The sequence below is a fragment of the Rhodanobacter sp. K2T2 genome (assembly GCF_013408815.1).
Lineage (GTDB): Bacteria > Pseudomonadota > Gammaproteobacteria > Xanthomonadales > Rhodanobacteraceae > Rhodanobacter.
In genome coordinates this window covers 47,554-62,532 of sequence record NZ_JACCCA010000005.1, presented here as the reverse complement: position 1 = coordinate 62,532, position 14,979 = coordinate 47,554, and the positions used below count along the sequence as shown (strand labels likewise).

Annotated in this window: 14 protein-coding genes; 9 read left to right on the top strand and 5 right to left on the bottom strand. The window is 56.2% G+C overall.

Annotated elements, in window-relative coordinates:
- Positions 1–99: 99 nt before the first annotated feature.
- Positions 100–558 (bottom strand): helix-turn-helix domain-containing protein, encoded by a 459-nt coding sequence (locus tag HDE78_RS09465; RefSeq protein WP_179478633.1) that lies wholly within the window; start codon positions 556–558, stop codon positions 100–102.
- A gap of 102 nt (positions 559–660) precedes the next feature.
- Between HDE78_RS09465 and HDE78_RS09460 the strand changes: the two genes are divergently transcribed.
- Positions 661–1,926 carry an MFS transporter gene (locus HDE78_RS09460; protein ID WP_255457730.1) on the top strand — a complete coding sequence of 422 codons (1,266 nt, stop codon included), beginning with the start codon at positions 661–663 and terminating at the stop codon, positions 1,924–1,926.
- Complete coding sequence (locus tag HDE78_RS09455) at positions 1,927–3,288, top strand: pyridoxal-dependent decarboxylase (RefSeq protein ID WP_179478631.1); 1,362 nt, start codon at positions 1,927–1,929, stop codon at positions 3,286–3,288.
- A gap of 122 nt (positions 3,289–3,410) precedes the next feature.
- On the opposite strand, the gene HDE78_RS09450 is transcribed toward HDE78_RS09455, so the two are convergent.
- Both HDE78_RS09450 and HDE78_RS09445 read right to left on the bottom strand, forming a co-directional pair.
- Positions 3,411–4,346 (bottom strand): alpha/beta fold hydrolase, encoded by a 936-nt coding sequence (locus tag HDE78_RS09450; RefSeq protein WP_179478629.1) that lies wholly within the window; start codon positions 4,344–4,346, stop codon positions 3,411–3,413.
- A 97-nt stretch (positions 4,347–4,443) separates the two neighbouring features.
- Positions 4,444–5,331 (bottom strand): alpha/beta hydrolase, encoded by an 888-nt coding sequence (locus HDE78_RS09445; RefSeq protein ID WP_218862249.1) that lies wholly within the window; start codon positions 5,329–5,331, stop codon positions 4,444–4,446.
- A gap of 201 nt (positions 5,332–5,532) precedes the next feature.
- Here HDE78_RS09445 and HDE78_RS09440 point away from each other — a divergent pair, with 201 nt between their 5' ends.
- The 5 genes from HDE78_RS09440 (at position 5,533) to HDE78_RS09420 (ending at position 9,968) form a co-directional block, all read left to right on the top strand.
- Positions 5,533–6,009, top strand: a complete 477-nt coding sequence (locus HDE78_RS09440) for a helix-turn-helix domain-containing protein (RefSeq protein ID WP_179478627.1) — start codon at positions 5,533–5,535, stop codon at positions 6,007–6,009.
- Between the two features lie 376 nt (positions 6,010–6,385).
- Entirely contained in the window at positions 6,386–7,291 is a 906-nt protein-coding gene (locus tag HDE78_RS09435) for a LysR substrate-binding domain-containing protein (protein WP_179478625.1), read from the top strand.
- Between the two features lie 121 nt (positions 7,292–7,412).
- Positions 7,413–8,324: a CmcJ/NvfI family oxidoreductase gene (locus HDE78_RS09430; protein ID WP_218862238.1), complete on the top strand. Its 912-nt coding sequence runs from the start codon at positions 7,413–7,415 to the stop codon at positions 8,322–8,324.
- Positions 8,325–8,345: 21 nt separating this feature from the next.
- Positions 8,346–8,969: a 2-hydroxychromene-2-carboxylate isomerase gene (locus tag HDE78_RS09425; RefSeq protein WP_179478623.1), complete on the top strand. Its 624-nt coding sequence runs from the start codon at positions 8,346–8,348 to the stop codon at positions 8,967–8,969.
- Positions 8,970–9,164: 195 nt separating this feature from the next.
- Entirely contained in the window at positions 9,165–9,968 is an 804-nt protein-coding gene (locus HDE78_RS09420) for an AraC family transcriptional regulator (protein WP_179478621.1), read from the top strand.
- Here the strand turns inward: HDE78_RS09420 and HDE78_RS09415 are convergent.
- The gene (locus tag HDE78_RS09415; protein ID WP_179478619.1) at positions 9,965–10,843 is read right to left on the bottom strand and encodes an NAD(P)-dependent oxidoreductase; all 879 of its coding nucleotides are present in this window, start codon (positions 10,841–10,843) and stop codon (positions 9,965–9,967) included. The genes HDE78_RS09420 and HDE78_RS09415 overlap by 4 nt on opposite strands.
- Positions 10,844–11,277: 434 nt before the next feature.
- On the opposite strand from HDE78_RS09415, the gene HDE78_RS09410 reads away from it, so the two are divergent.
- A complete protein-coding gene (locus tag HDE78_RS09410; RefSeq protein WP_179478618.1) occupies positions 11,278–12,705 on the top strand; it encodes an MFS transporter in 1,428 nt (475 codons plus the stop codon).
- Positions 12,706–13,143: 438 nt separating this feature from the next.
- Here the strand turns inward: HDE78_RS09410 and HDE78_RS09405 are convergent, their stop codons facing one another.
- Positions 13,144–13,893: a sulfite exporter TauE/SafE family protein gene (locus HDE78_RS09405; RefSeq protein WP_179478616.1), complete on the bottom strand. Its 750-nt coding sequence runs from the start codon at positions 13,891–13,893 to the stop codon at positions 13,144–13,146.
- Between the two features lie 81 nt (positions 13,894–13,974).
- Here HDE78_RS09405 and HDE78_RS09400 point away from each other — a divergent pair, with 81 nt between their 5' ends.
- Positions 13,975–14,868, top strand: a complete 894-nt coding sequence (locus HDE78_RS09400) for a LysR family transcriptional regulator (RefSeq protein WP_179478614.1) — start codon at positions 13,975–13,977, stop codon at positions 14,866–14,868.
- Positions 14,869–14,979: the final 111 nt, after the last annotated feature.

The window sequence follows — 14,979 nt, the reverse complement described above, 5'->3', positions numbered from 1 at the left end:
CACGGAAATTCAATTACACGTCATCTGAAATATTGTTGCTGATGCGGAAATGACCTCCTGAAAATGAACCATTGCATGTCCATATTTTCACTTCCGGCGTCAGCCATTTAGCGTTCTTGGTTTCCTTACCTCTGTATCTTTGAGCGAAAGCTCACGGCCGTCATCGCCCTGCGGAGACATGAAAGGTAATGGTTTGCCAGTTGCTTTATCGATCAACCGCGACGGCCGCTCGCCGCGTGCAAACAAGTGGCGCTCTCCCCATTGTTGCAGGCCCACCATAACGGGAAAAAAGCTTTCCCCTTTCGCCGTAAGTACGTATTCCTGGTAGGTCGTGCCATCCGATGCTGCTTGCGTAGCCAGGATGTCGTGTTCGACCAGGTCGCTTAGCCGACGGGACAGAATGCTGCGGGCCACACCCAAATTGCGCTGGATATCACTGAATCGATGTATGCCATCGAAAACGTCGCGCAAGATTAGCAATGACCACCGATCGCCAATCACATCCAAGGAGCGAGCGATGGGGCATGTTTCCTCATTTATTGACGTGTGGCGTGGCATCAAATTTTCCTGTCGTCATTTTTTATGGCATCAAGTAGTTGCATTTTAGGACTGGTTTTCCTACGATTCAATCGGTCTTTTTTTGAAACTGGATTGATCGTTATGGAGATTTTTTCTGTTCCAGCTAAATCGCCTAGCGACGGCCACGTGGAGACGCCGCAAGACGATATGCCTCGCGGAATGGTGTTGTTGTTTGCTACTGGTGGTGGCTTGAGCGTTGCCAATGTTTATTACGCACAGCCGCTACTAGATGAGTTCGCACGGGACTTTTCTATCGGCTATTCGGCTGTGGGCGGGGTGGTGACGGCGACGCAGATTGGTTGTGCTATGGCACTTTTACTACTGGTACCGCTAGGAGACCGGGTGGAACGTCGCCGCCTCATGGCTATTCAGCTAGCCTCACTAGTAGCTGCGTTGGCCATCGTAAGTTTGGCGCGATCCACCTCGGTGTTATTGACTGGCATGTTGGCGGTCGGCTTATTGGGAACGTCTATGACCCAAGGACTTATCGCATACGCGGCGCGCGCAGCCGCACCTCATGAGCGAGGTCGGGTAGTCGGTGCGGCACAGAGCGGCGTGTTCATAGGTCTTCTGCTCGCACGCGTATTCGCAGGCGCAGTGAGTGATCTAGCCGGTTGGCGCGGTGTCTATGCTTGTTCGGCTGTGATGATGCTGGCGCTGGCGGTGCCACTTTGGCGAAGACTGCCGAGGTTGGCTGTCGCACCAAACGTAATGAGCTATCCGCGCCTCATTGCTTCGATGCTTGAGATATTGCGACAGAATCACGTGCTGCAAATTCGCGGTGTGCTCGCTTTGCTGATGTTCGCTACAGTGAACATCTTCTGGAGCGCTCTAGTTCTACCGTTAAGCAAGCCGCCATTCGCTTTTTCACATACCGTCATCGGCGCATTCGGACTGGCCGGCGTCGCGGGTGCTCTAGCTGCTGCGCGAGCAGGGAAGTGGGCTGACCGGGGATTCGGCGAGCGCACCACGTTTGCCGCTTTGATGGTGTTACTCCTGGCGTGGTGGCCGCTGTCGCAGCTTGGTCTGTCGCTGTGGCCACTAGTGGTTGGTATCGTGCTGCTTGACCTCGGTGGCCAAGCGCTGCACGTGACGAATCAAAGCCTCATCTTTCTCGCTCACCCTGAAACGCACAGCCGTCTGCTTAGCCTCTACATGCTGTTTTACGCAGTGGGAAGCGGTTTGGGAGCGATGAGCACGACCGCCGTTTATGCTCATGCCGGTTGGCGTGGCGTGTGCATATTAGGAGCATCCGTTAGCCTGCTGTCGCTGGTGTTTTGGGCTATTACCCGGCGAGATATGCCGGATGTGGTCCTCAAGACCGGCAACTTGAATTCGGAGGCATGAATGGACGAATTGGATTTGATGGCCAATGCTGATTCGCGTGGCTTACGTTACCTAGAGGGAAACACTACACGGCGAGTTTTCCCCTCCGATGAAGCAATCGCAGCATTGAGCGCGTTCGATGGATCGTTACCCACACAGGGCCTGCCGCCGGAAGACACGCTGGCGATGTTGGATGACATCGGATCACCCGCGACAACTGCTTCCAACGGCCCGCGATATTTCGGGTTTGTGATCGGTGCAGCATTGCCAGTAGCAGCGGCGGCGGAACGGATCATGCTGGCGTGGGATCAGTGCGCGTCCACCTTCGACAATTCGCCCGTATCGGCGACAATTGAGCGGATCGCTAGCCGCTGGGTACTTGACGCACTCGACCTTCCACGTGAAAGCGCCGTGGGATTCGGGACCAGCGCAACGGCCTGCACACTCGCGGCCCTAACTGCGGCTCGGCGCTCGTTGCTGGCGCGGCAAGGCTGGGACTTCGACCGCCTAGGGTTGATTGGTAGTCCGGACATAAAAGTCGTTGTGTCAGAGTTAGTGCATATCACCGTAAAAAAAGCCTTGCGGATATTAGGTTTTGGCCTTGATCGGATCATCTACGCTCCTGTCGATGCTTACGGGCGAATAGATGCTGAGCGACTGCCCGTGCTCGATGACAGCACGATACTTTGCTTGCAGGCTGGCGAGGTGAATACGGGGGAGTTCGACCCGTTCGCTCAAATTATGCCTCGTGCCAAGGATGCTGGTGCGTGGGTGCACGTAGATGGTGCTTTCGGCCTGTGGGCGCGCGCCTCGTCGCTAGCGCCGTTGACCGAAGGAGTCGAGTTGGCCGATAGCTGGACTACCGACGCACACAAATGGCTGAATACGCCCTACGACTGCGCAATGGCGATCTGCCGCGAGGCCCAAGCGCTGGCTGGTGCGATGAACAGCGACGCGGTTTATTCGAGCGCCAGCGCAGATGCACAGAAGAACCTTACCCTCGAGTTCTCGCGGCGTCCACGTGGCATTCCGGTATGGGCGGCACTACGCACTTTGGGTCGCCGCGGCGTTGCGGAACTGGTCGAGCGCCACAGCGATCAAGCGACGCGGATCGGCGCTGGCCTCGTCCACGCCGGGTATGAAGTGCTCAACCGGATTGTTTTGAACCAAATAGTTTTTCGTTGTGCTACGGATGCACAGACGCAAGCGATACGCAGCGCGGTGCAGGCGTCCGGCGAGGTATGGTTCGGCGGCACGATCTGGCAGGGAAGGCCCGCGCTTCGAATAAGTGTGTCCTCCTGGCGAACTACCGACCACGACGTACAGTTGCTCGTGCACCTGCTTACGAAGTTGTACGCAGCGAATCATGAAACTGATGTATGAAACTTCAGTCTGTTGAAGACTTAACTTGATGGTCAAGGTCGGCCAACTGATGATGCCGGTTCTCCTCGCCCCGATGTGCATGAGCGTACTAACCAACCGGGGCGGCGGACGAAGCGGCCGGCTTATGCGATTGAAATCCGAGTCTGTTGAATGAATGGAACAACAAGCTTGGCAATGTCGTTAGGTGCATCTTCAAGGCAGTAGTGTCCGACGCCGGTCAGCCGGTGAGTCGGCGCATCCGGAAAGAGGCCGCTGAATAATGGTAGAAAGTGATCAGCATGCAGCGTGCGATCCGCCGCACCCCATATGGCTAACGCGGGCCTGCCGCGAATGATGCGCTCGGCCTCTGTTCCAGGTATCTCAAAGCGGTGATCGCCAGTGACGAAACCCTTGGCCCAGCCGATCGCGCCGAGGCAGTCGGCAACTTTCACGAAATGCGCGCTGTAAGCGGCGAGCCAGGTGTCGGAAATTACGTGATGACGTTCGAAGCCATTTAGCTTGAGTGTGCTCAGCATGTTGAACCCGAGTTGACCCAATACGGATTCGAGACTTCCATCGGCACCTGCTTTTGCGATCCATTGGAACCAGGGTGAAACGCTCGCGTTGGCGCCCAGGCGGTCGAAAAGATCAACCTGACCGAAAGGAGTGGGGCCATTGGTCGAGATCAATCGGGCAACGCGATCAGGGTGCCGTGCGGCCAGGCCCATGCCGACCGGCCCGCCGAAATCATGCATCACCAGAGTAATCCGGTGTAGGTCGAGGGTCAGGATGAAACGTTCCAGGTTATCTATGTGATCCTGCAACCAATAGGTGCGATCCTGAGGAGTCGCACTCTTACCGAAGCCCATATGGTCGGGAACGACAACGCGATGCGTAGCGCGAAGTGTCTGAATCAAGTGGCGGAAAAGATAGCCCCAGCTGGGCTCGCCATGTAGGCAGAGAACCACTTCGCCGTCGCGCGGCCCCTCATCGACATAGTGCATCTTGAAGCCGGCGGTCTCGGTGAACGCCGGCGTATACGGGAAAGTTCCATTGAAGTGGTCGTTGGGTAGGATCATGGGAGATGAATTCTGATGATTGATAAAGAATGCGACGCGCAAACCGGATAGTGATCACGCCATGGCGCGATGAGGCCTGAGAGGCCGATTCGAAGCACTAAAGGCTTTGCGCAAATCGCTTAATATGCGCCGCTATCACTTCGCAATGATCTTCCAGCGCGAAGTGGCCGGTATCGAGAAGGTTGAAATCGACCTTCTCCAAATCACGCTGGTACGGGTAAGCGCCCGATGCGGGGAAGATGACATCGTTCTTGCCCCAGACAATCAGGACCGATGGCTGATGCTTGCGAAAATAAGCTTGCCATGCTCGATAGAGTCCGGGGTTACTGCCGTAGTCATAGAGCAGGGCCAACATTGCATCTTTATTGCCGGGACGTTCGAGCAGCGCCCGCTGCAATAGCCAGTTGTCCAGGTTGATCTGCTCCGGATTTTTTACACCGTGTGTGTAGTTCCATTCGAGCGCTTGTTCAGCCATGCCTGCGGCGCGGATTTTTTCATAATTTGCTGAAGAGGGGTCTTGCCACAGATCCCGTACTGGCGCCCAGAAACTATCGGGTAGCCCTTCTTCATACGCGTTGGCGTTCTGGATGACCAGAAACATCACCTTTTCAGGGCGTCGAAGCGAAAGACGAAATCCGACGGGACCGCCAAAATCTTGCATATACAGACCGTATTGATCGATACCAAGCAGGTCAGTGAATTTCTCCACGATGTCGGCGAGATGGTCGAACGTATAAGAGAACGCTTCTAGCGATGGTGCATGGCTGTGTCCGAAACCGGGGTAGTCCGGAGCGATGACATGAAACTGGTCAGCGAGTCGTTCAATTAGTTCGCGATACATGAATGATGATGCCGGAAACCCGTGCAGTAAGAGCAGGGTCGGCAGGTCCTTCTTACCAGCCTCTCGATAGAAAATTTTGAGGCCTTCGACTTCGATGTTGCGGTAGCAGGTCACGACAGATCCCTTCGAAAATTGTGGTTTCATTTTGAAACCAATATGACGTTAACACTCTTAGTTTCATTATGCAACCATAGTTCCGGTTCATCCCTTTGCCTCTTAAAACTAGGAGTTGGGAAGCTGGTTCAAGACCCAATCAGGCGCTAAAGCACTGGGAGATTTGCATTGCAAAATCTTTGGTTTTATATTGAAACCAAATAGGAGCGGGGTGCATTAGCGCTCAAGACGATGGTCAAGAGAACCTCTCACCAAGACTCGTTATGTGGCGTAGCACGGCCACTCGACGCCATCGGCGATGGTTGGTCGTTGCTCATCGTTCGTGATGCGTTTGACGGACTTCGCCGATTCGGCGAGTTTCATAAGAGCCTTGGCGTAGCCAAAAACATTCTGTCAGCCAGGCTCCGTGCCTTGGTTGCGCACGGTATCCTCGATTTGGTACCTGCGTCTGATGGTAGTTCTCACCAGGAATACGTACTTACTGATAAAGGAAGAGGTTTGTTTCCCTTATTGGTAGCCATTCGGCAATGGGGCGAGGCGTTCTTCTTTGAGCCTGGCGAACCCCACGTTTCTCTAGTTGATAGGAAGACAGGTCTTCCTGTCCAGAAACTGGAGCTTCGATCGCAGAGTGGACGATATCTGCAGTCAGATGACGTGGTCGTGCGCATGCCTGCACTTCCAAAAAAGCGAGGGAAAAACAGGCAATAGCGTCTAGGTAGTGGGTCCTACCGGCCCTTGATACGTAGGGCATAGCTCATGTCGATATCTTGGGTTCTTCCATGGCACACGAAGGTATTGTGACGCCAAATATAGGAGGGGCAGGGCACCGAAATCCGGTCTCAGACGCAATCAAGTGCACAGGAAATTACCGGGTAGTCGTTCATTGGATAGTTTGCTTCGATTGGTCGACGTCGTGGCCGCGCATCCAGAAGATATTTCATACCAGCGTTGGGATGGTAGACGTAGTAAGGAGAGGCGTTAGCCCGTGTTCGATCGATGCTTGGCGACTACAATCAGGAACTCACTTTCCAAGTAGGAAGACTGAGCTTTCGATTAGCTTTACTCTCGAATGTGAGGAGAGCGTATGTCAGGTAGCCTGTTGCCATTAAACGCTTTGATGGAGCCGTTGCGCGGCTTCGTCGCCGTGGGGCGGCATATGAGCATTACTCTGGCCGCAACGGAGTTGTGTCTTACCCAGTCGGCGGTTAGTCGCCAGGTGCAAGCATTGGAGCAGCGGTTGGGCGTACGGCTGCTGCGTCGAGGTCATCGGTCGCTAGCATTCACCACGGAGGGTGAGCGCCTGTTCCGCAGTGCCGACTTGGCTTTGCGTCAGCTACAGGAAGCAGTGGCGTCTGTGGCACCGGCGCCGAGCGCGCGGCCAGTGACGGTGAGCGCAAGCATAGGTGTCACTTCGTTGTGGTTGCTGCCCCAACTAGGGCGTTTTCAGCAAAGTCACCCCGCGATTGACCTGCGTGTCGCGGCAAGCAACCGATTGCTTGATCTTCGCGAGGAAAACGTGGATCTGGCGATTCGATATTGTGCCAGCGCCACCGCGCCAACCGGCGCACGTCGTCTATTCGAAGAGCAGATCGCCCCGGTGGCGCGGCCTATGCGCGGGCAGCATCGTCTCCGTAACGCTACCGACCTGGATGGCCAAGTATTGCTGGAATACGAGGATTCCCACCGCCCTTGGTTGCAGTGGCGCCACTGGCTAAAGGCACGCGGCTGGCAGGTGCGGCCGAAGGCCATATTGCGATTCAATCAGTATGACCAAATTGTCCATTCCGCTATGGCCGGCCAGGGTATCGCCTTGGGTCGCTTGCCGCTGCTAAAACATTGGTTGAAGGAGCGGCACCTTCGTATGCTGGATACGCCGCGTCCGCCGCAGGGAACTGACCATGCGTATTGGTTGCTGCAAAGCCATGAGGCACCACGTGACAGCGTGAATTCCGTCATGACTTGGCTAATGGGCGAGGCAGAGTCTGGCTAATCCAGCGCGTTCTCGCATGCGCTCAACGCATGCGAGAACGCGAAAATTGCGGTTGAAGCCGGGAGGGGATGGGGGCTCAATGTATCCACACGCCGCGTTGTCGGCGCTCGCTGGAGCCGCTATGTCCATCGTCCCTGATCCGTCCACGCAAGCCTCGGACTCGCTTCCGTCCACGCTGACCGCACAGCAGTGGTTAGCACCACCGCCGCCGACAGTGCGGGCAACATTGAGTTACCTCGTGCCCGGTGACGAAAAGCCGGTGCACTATTCCTACGAACCGCCACCCGGCGAGCCCTGGGAGAGCGGTCGCTACGAAGAAACGCAGATCAGCATCGGCGATGCTCGAATGCTGGATGGGCAGCCCTCGATTCATCGCGAAGGTTTCGAGCTATGGGACGCCCCAACGGAGCTTCGAAATTACAACGACCCCGACGAGATCCGGCGTGCCTATTACCCAGAGCTAGAGGCACTTGCAACGCGAGTGACGGGAGGGCGGCGTGCCTACGTATTCGACCACCTCGTGCGCCAACGAGAATCGGATAGAGGGCCGCTTACTTTCGGCCGTTCGCAGCGCGGACAACATGCGGCGCCAAACGCTCGTATCCACAATGATTACACGGAGCAGTCGGGCCGGCGGCGACTGTCATTGGTACTGGGCGCCGATATTTCGGGGGGGCCGATGCCACGTTATTGCATCATCAATGTTTGGCGTTCCCTGCGTGGTCCCGTGCTGGATACACCATTGGCCATATGCGATGCACGCAGCGTGGATGCTAGTGATCTGGTCGAGGCAGAGGTGCGCTATCCGCGGCGCAATGGAGAGATCTACCTTGCGGTGCGCGCGCAGCGCCACTCCTGGTGGCACTACTCAGGCCTGGATCGCCACGAGGCACTGGTATTTAAACAGTACGACTCCCGCCTGAGTGGCGTCTCGCGATTCGTGCCGCATGCCGCCTTCCTTCATCCCGAGGCGCCAGCGGACGCGTTGCCGCGCATCAGCATAGAGGCCCGTTGCCTCGTGTTGATGGACTGATCAACAGTAACGGAGCGAGTCATGATTGAGTGCTGGTTCGATTTCGGTAGCAACTATAGCTACCTTAGTGTGATGCGCCTTGAGCAGGAAGCGGCGACGTTCGGAGTATCGGTCGCTTGGCGGCCGTTCCTGCTTGGGCCAATCTTCAAATCCCTCGGATGGGACAGTTCACCGTTCGCGCTGCAGGAGGCCAAGGGCAAGTATGTGTGGCAGGACATGCCGCGCCAATGCAGCAAATACGGCTTGCCATGGCGTCATCCCACTCAGTTTCCTCGTCGCGCACTTTTACCCATGCGCGTGGCGCTGCTTGGCGAAGATCAGCCTTGGATAGGTTCCTACTGCCGTCGCATCATCAGTATGAACTTTGCTGAAGACCGCGATATCGATACGGCGGATGCGGTGGGCGAGGCGCTCGCTGAACTCGACCAACCGGTGGAGCAGCTTTTGCATGAGGCACGCTCCGATGCAATCAAGCAGCGTCTGCGCGAGCGAACTGAGGAAGCTAGGGAGCGCGGCATTTTTGGTGCGCCAACTTTCTTGGCGGGCGGAGCTATGTATTGGGGAAACGACCGTTTGGAGGAAGCATTAGCCTTCGCGAAAGCGAGTGAGTCTACGTCCAAAGGGCCGTTGCTCAAGGACACCTAATATTGAAAAGTAGAAGCAGATAAACGCGCTCGACTTTGCTTATGATGGTTGCAGCGATAACGGGGAATCGTGGCGCTTTCTGTTGCATGCGCTCCGATTCGACATCCATGACCGCAACGTAAAAGAACTGGGATGAACTCTATCGTTGGTCGACGCAGCTTCTATAAACTAACTGCAAACGTAGCTTGAGAAAAAATGAACGTCGCTCGTGATCGCATCAAAATTGGCGCAAGTGGCGAAGGAATTGAGCGTTTGGAAGCAATGCTGCACGGCAATGCCTTTTCTCCTCACCGCCATGATTCGTACGCCATTGGCATCACGGTCGCAGGTGTTCAGACCTTTCGCTTCAGAGGTGCAAAATGGCATTGCCTGCCTGGGCAATGCCATATTCTTCATCCAGACGAGTTACATGATGGGGGCGCGGGCACGGACGAACCGTTTGGCTACAGGATGTTGTACATCGATCCATCGCTGGTGCAGCAGGCCTTACGTGGACAACCGCTACCTTTTGTACCCAATCCGGTGCTTGATCCTACGGGTTTGCTTGATGGAGAAGGTTCTGAGCTCTGGGACATCAATGGCAAAGTCGACGAGATCACACGCACGGAGCTAAGTGTCCTAGTCGCCAACCTTCTCGTTGGCGCTGCGCCCGGGGGCACTCGAGCTGGTGTGAGGTCACTGGACATAAAAGCTCTTCTACGCGTGCGAGAGTTTATCGCAGCTTATCCTTCTCAAATTCATTCCATGAAGGAGCTAGAGGTCTTGGCTGGCCTAGACCGATGGACCATTGCGCGTCAGTTCCGCGCTGCCTTTGGCACTAGCCCAAGTCGGTTTCGTACCCAGCGGCAACTGGATCACGTGCGTGACTTGATCAGAGGGGGATCGTCGCTCGTGGATGCATCGATCAAGGCCGGATTCGCCGACCAGAGCCATATGTCGCGACAGTTCAAGAGTACGTATGGACTGACACCGGCAAAATGGGCGTCGGCCATCCTTTAACCAGGCGTATCGGTTCGTGCTTCGATTGCTCGAAGAACAGCCACCATATCCGAGTAACCCAGGCCTAATGCTTGTGTCTCGCCGTAAAGCGCATGACAAGCATCCAGAAGCGGTGAGGCAAGTTGCGATTTCCTCGCAGCCTCGGCGATTAACTGATTGTTTTTCAGTACGTCTGTTATCCCTGCTTGTAGCGCAAAGTCCTTAGAAACAAGCTTCGATAGTTTCATCCGGGAAACGCCGCTTGCCATAGGTCCTGCGTCCAATATCGCGGCGAATTTCTCAAGGTTCAGCGCGTGCCGTTCAGCGAAATGGAACGCTTCAACCAGTCCCGTGACCATGGTGATCAGAAAAAGGTTCACTGAGAACTTCATCAATAATGCGTTGGGCACCGATCCGCAGTCGAACCATTGACGGCAGACTGGTTCAAGTAACGGCTGGATCGTCTCAACTGCCTCGGGGGCGCCAGCCAACATGGCAATTAACAGACCGTCCTCCGCTGGCTTTTTAGAGCCTGATACAGGCGCTTCGACATACCGTCCCTGGACTGCATCAATGTCTTGTTCCAGAAGCCTTGAATATTCCGGTGACACCGTGCCCATTTGCACAATGGTGCGCCCCCTGACCAGCGTCGCAAACTCGGGAGTGCCACGCTGCAACACTGAGTCGATCGCTTCTTCGGTGGCGAGCATCAGCACTACAATTTGAGTTGCTTCGAAGACATGCTCAGCCTTTTCGACAGCGCGCGCTCCAGCGGCAACAAGCGCGTCGGTTTTACCTGCCGTTCGGTTCCACACCACGAGCGAAATGCCCGCTCGCGCCATATTTAGCGCCATGGGCTCGCCCATTGCGCCAATCCCGATGAATCCAACCTTCATGCATGGCTCCAATGCTTTCTAAGATCCGCTACATAGAGCAAGCGAGGCGACCTAATGTTTGGGATCGTTTTTTTTGCTCTAGCAGTGGCAAAGCTAGTCATGCGAAAGGGAGTTGTCTTGAAGGCTTGTGCATGAGAACTAGCCGAATAGGATGATGAGGTATCGCGCATCATTGGCGCGCCCGAGCGGGTGCATGTTTTTTTATTTGCACGTCTACTGTTGAAACGATAGATTGCCGTCATTCTTGAATAGCTGTCTGGTTACCAGCCATCGACGAGCGAATCGGCCAGAAATTTAGAGCGTTCGAGAGAGCTAAAGCTACCGAAAATCATGCCGTGCCCTCCTATGGACCTCAGCGAAAAAAAAGAAATTTTAGATGAGGGGGCTCCTTTTAGTTGCGAATAGGCGCTTCGCGCCGCGTGGCGAGAAAACGAATGAAGGGTCGTGTTGGTGACAATGTCGAGCAGATCGCCGTGAACGAGGCCGCCGACGATAAATCGAATGACGTATATGCACCGAGGGATAGGCGGCCGCCGAATCCAGATAGGTCTGAGTCGAAAGAGTGGGGGCGCAAGCCCCCGTCGGAGGAATCGCTTGGCCGAAGCATTGAAGGCGATATAGTCAAACTCCCGCCGCGGCTATCGCGCCGATTGGGTTCACCAACGGTAGATAAGATCTGGCGAAAAATTATCCTGCTGTGGCTGACAGGCGTACTTGCTGCGGCGCAGCTCGCTAAGCTATCGGCACTCGCTCCCCTGTTGCGGACGCTGTTTGGGATGAGTCTGCCTAAGGCCGGCTTGCTCGTGTCGCTACTGGAAGCGGGCGGCGCGACGTTTGGTTTCGTTATCGGCTTAGCGCTATCGAGAATTGGTAGTCGCCACTCACTGCTCACCGGCTTGGCGCTACTGGCCGCAGCTTCCGGCATGGAGGCTTTTGCGTCCGATACACAATCCTTGTTCATCGCCCGGGCCGTGGAAGCTGTCGGTTATCTGCTTGTGGTGATCGCTGCGCCAACGATGATTGTGAGTTTGGCGAGTGACATGGCGACACGATCAAAGGCACTCGCCCTGTGGAGCACGTTCGTTCCCGTCGGCGTCGCGGTGGGCAGCGGAATCACCGGGCTGGCAATATCCGTTGTAAGTCTGCGCTTCGTGCTTCTCCTTTGGGCAGTCATCATAGCGGTCAACCTCTTGGCCGCTATTCGGCTCGACGAGCTTCAAGTCGGCCGTCGTAGCGTTGCTATGCCGCCGCCCGCCGTCTGGCTGTTGGCGGCGGGCTTCGGCTGTTACACATTGTTCCTTTGTGCGCTCACTGCGCTATTGCCGAGCTTTTTCGTCGCGAGGTACGGCGCGAGCCTAAGCAACGCCAGCTTGATCGCGGGCGGCATCTCCCTCGCGGCCCTTCCAGGGGCCGTCATCGCCGTGAGGGTGATAGTTAGGCAAGAGGCCTCATTCAGTCGGATCCTACTCGTCGCCGGCACGGCTCTGTTGTTCGCTGCGGTACTAGCTCCGTTTGTTTACAGGATCGGAGGCCTAACATTGAGTGGCCTTCTGGCGGGATTCATTGTGGTTTTGAGTGGTATATCACGCACCATCCTTTTTACCCGTATGCCCGTGCTTAGCGGCGCGACGGTCGCTGGCGATCCGCGAATCGCCGCGGCGAATGGACTATTGACGCAATTCGGTGCCGCGGGAGCACTAATAGGTCCGCCCCTGGGTGCACTTGCTGTTGATCGATTCGGCTGGAGCGGCCTCGGCCTGCTTATTTCCGTAACGATGCTGACGTTGCTCGTGCTTCTTGTAAGCGCCGAGCGAAGCGCTATGCGTCGGCTGGGCACCTTAGCGGGAAAGGCGCTTCGATAGTCCGCTGCTGACTTAGTCCAAGCATGATTCTTAGGTGGATGGCGGCTTGAGCGTGCTGCACGGGCTTTAGTCGCGCAACAGTTCAGTCGCCCCCAGGCTAGTGACGGCTGCCACACTGATGATACTAAGCAATGCTGAAAGGGTTACTCGACGCGTCCTGCACAGTCTGGCCGCTGATCGCTCAGAGTGTCCGCTCCGTCGAAGCATAGTGAGAGCGAAGAATTGTTCCCTGGTCTGCAATAGCTGGGTACCCAGTGTGTCCGTGTCATCAGTGTAGAAGGGGTGCGAACCGATAAATTAAATGCCGCGACGTAGCCGACGTCTAGCAGGATGCGATCGATATTTCGGGTAGCGTGTGATCGGCTGCTCGTTATGTGGGATTGCGCTTGCGGCTAAAAATGGCGATTTGGACCGAGCAGCCTTTCGTACTCATGAAACTCAAAAATACGCACGCATGAAGAAACGAACGGTGATGGCTGCGGAAAGCAACAAAGTTGCGTTGCGTACAAGCGTTGGTTTGAGCCGACGTCCGAGATGCGCGCCAGCATAGCCGCCAAGCACCGCGCCCGATCCGACGAGCAAAGCTGCTTCCCAGCGCACGGTGCCTGCGACCGCAAAGCAGACGATCGCTATGGTGTTCGCCGCGGTAACCATCAACGTGCGAGGCGCGTTGAGCGCCTTGATGTCAGCGCTTTTAAGAAGGCCCCATGCTGCCATCATCATCAGACCAACGGCGCCGCCAAAATAGCCGCCGTATATGCCGAGCAGGAACTGGATGGTGAGAATCGTCGGTTTGCCTGCCGTCAGGTGGGCGCGCAACAAGACGCCTAAACGTGGGCCAAACATCAAAGCGAGTGTGGCGAGCAAAAGCAGCCATGGGAGAACACGATCGAACAAAACGCTCGGTGTCGAGAGCAGCAACAGGCTGCCGCCGAGTCCGCCAAGGAGTGTGACCACAAGCGTGGGAACGAGGGGTACGCCACAGATCGAACCCAGACCATCGCGATAGACCCAGGCGCTCGCCGCGCCGCCGGGGTAGAGTGCCACGCTGCTCGTAGCATTCGCCAATACCGAAGGAACACCACTGGCAACGAGCGCAGAAAGCGTCACGAACGAGCCTCCCCCAGCTAACGCGTTCATGCTTCCAGCCAGTATTCCGGTAAGTACGAGGAAAATTGATGCGTTCATTAGTTCTAGACTGACGAGACGGGCAGCTACTCACAATGCGGGATATGCGAGTGCAGCCTTCGTTTTGCCCGAAGGAGTTATATGCGATTCGATCTGGTGGACTTGCGCCTGTTCGTGGCGATCGTCGAAGCCGGCAGTATCTCTAGGGGGGCTGAAGCGTCGCATCTGGCGCTTGCCTCGGCCAGTGCGAGGATCAGCGGGATGGAAACGGCGCTTGGAGCCTCTCTGCTCGATCGCGGTCGGCGCGGCGTGATTCCAACGGCGGCCGGTCGAGCTTTGCTGCATCACGCGCGTGCGATCGGCAGCGCTGTGGAGCAGATGCGCGGTGATCTTAGAGGGTTCGCTACCGGTCTCAAGGGCGAGATCCGCATGCTCTCCAACACGGCGGCGCTGGTGGAACTCCTACCCGCTGCACTGCGCAGCTTCCTCGCTGCGCACCCCGACGTAGACATCGACATCGAGGAGCTGACCAGTGCCGATATTGTGCTAGCAGTAGCCGAAGGGCGTGCGGAGTTCGGGGTGGTGGCGAACACTACCGACCTTGCGCAGCTTGAGACCATCGCGCTCTTGTCTGACCGCCTAGTTCTGATTGCGCCCAACGCTCATCCGCTCGCTGGACGTGCCGTGATTAGCTTCGCCGAGTTGATCGATGAGCCATTCGTTGGCTTAAGCGCGGGCGCCCTCTATTCGCATCTTGCCGATCATGCCGCCCGGCTCGGTCGTAGAATCAACTATCGAGTGCGGCTACGCAGCTTTGATGCTGTCACTCGACTGGTAGAGGCCGGAATCGGACTTGGCATAGTGCCGATAACAGCGGCAAAGTCTTGTCGTATGGGCAGCGTCGCGATCGTGCCGCTTCTCGATGAATGGGCAAATCGCCAGCTACTGATCTGTGCGTCCGATTTTACGGCGTTGAGCCGACATGCCCAACTCTTCGTGGACGAGATCGTAAGAGAGGCAAAAGAAGACAAGTAACGTCTGTTGCCTCAGACGGCGACTCGATGAGCAGATGGGTGCAGTCAAAGCGGGAACTGATTGGTATGGCCGAGACTGCGTAACTTTCATGAAGACTATTTAGAGGTTTCG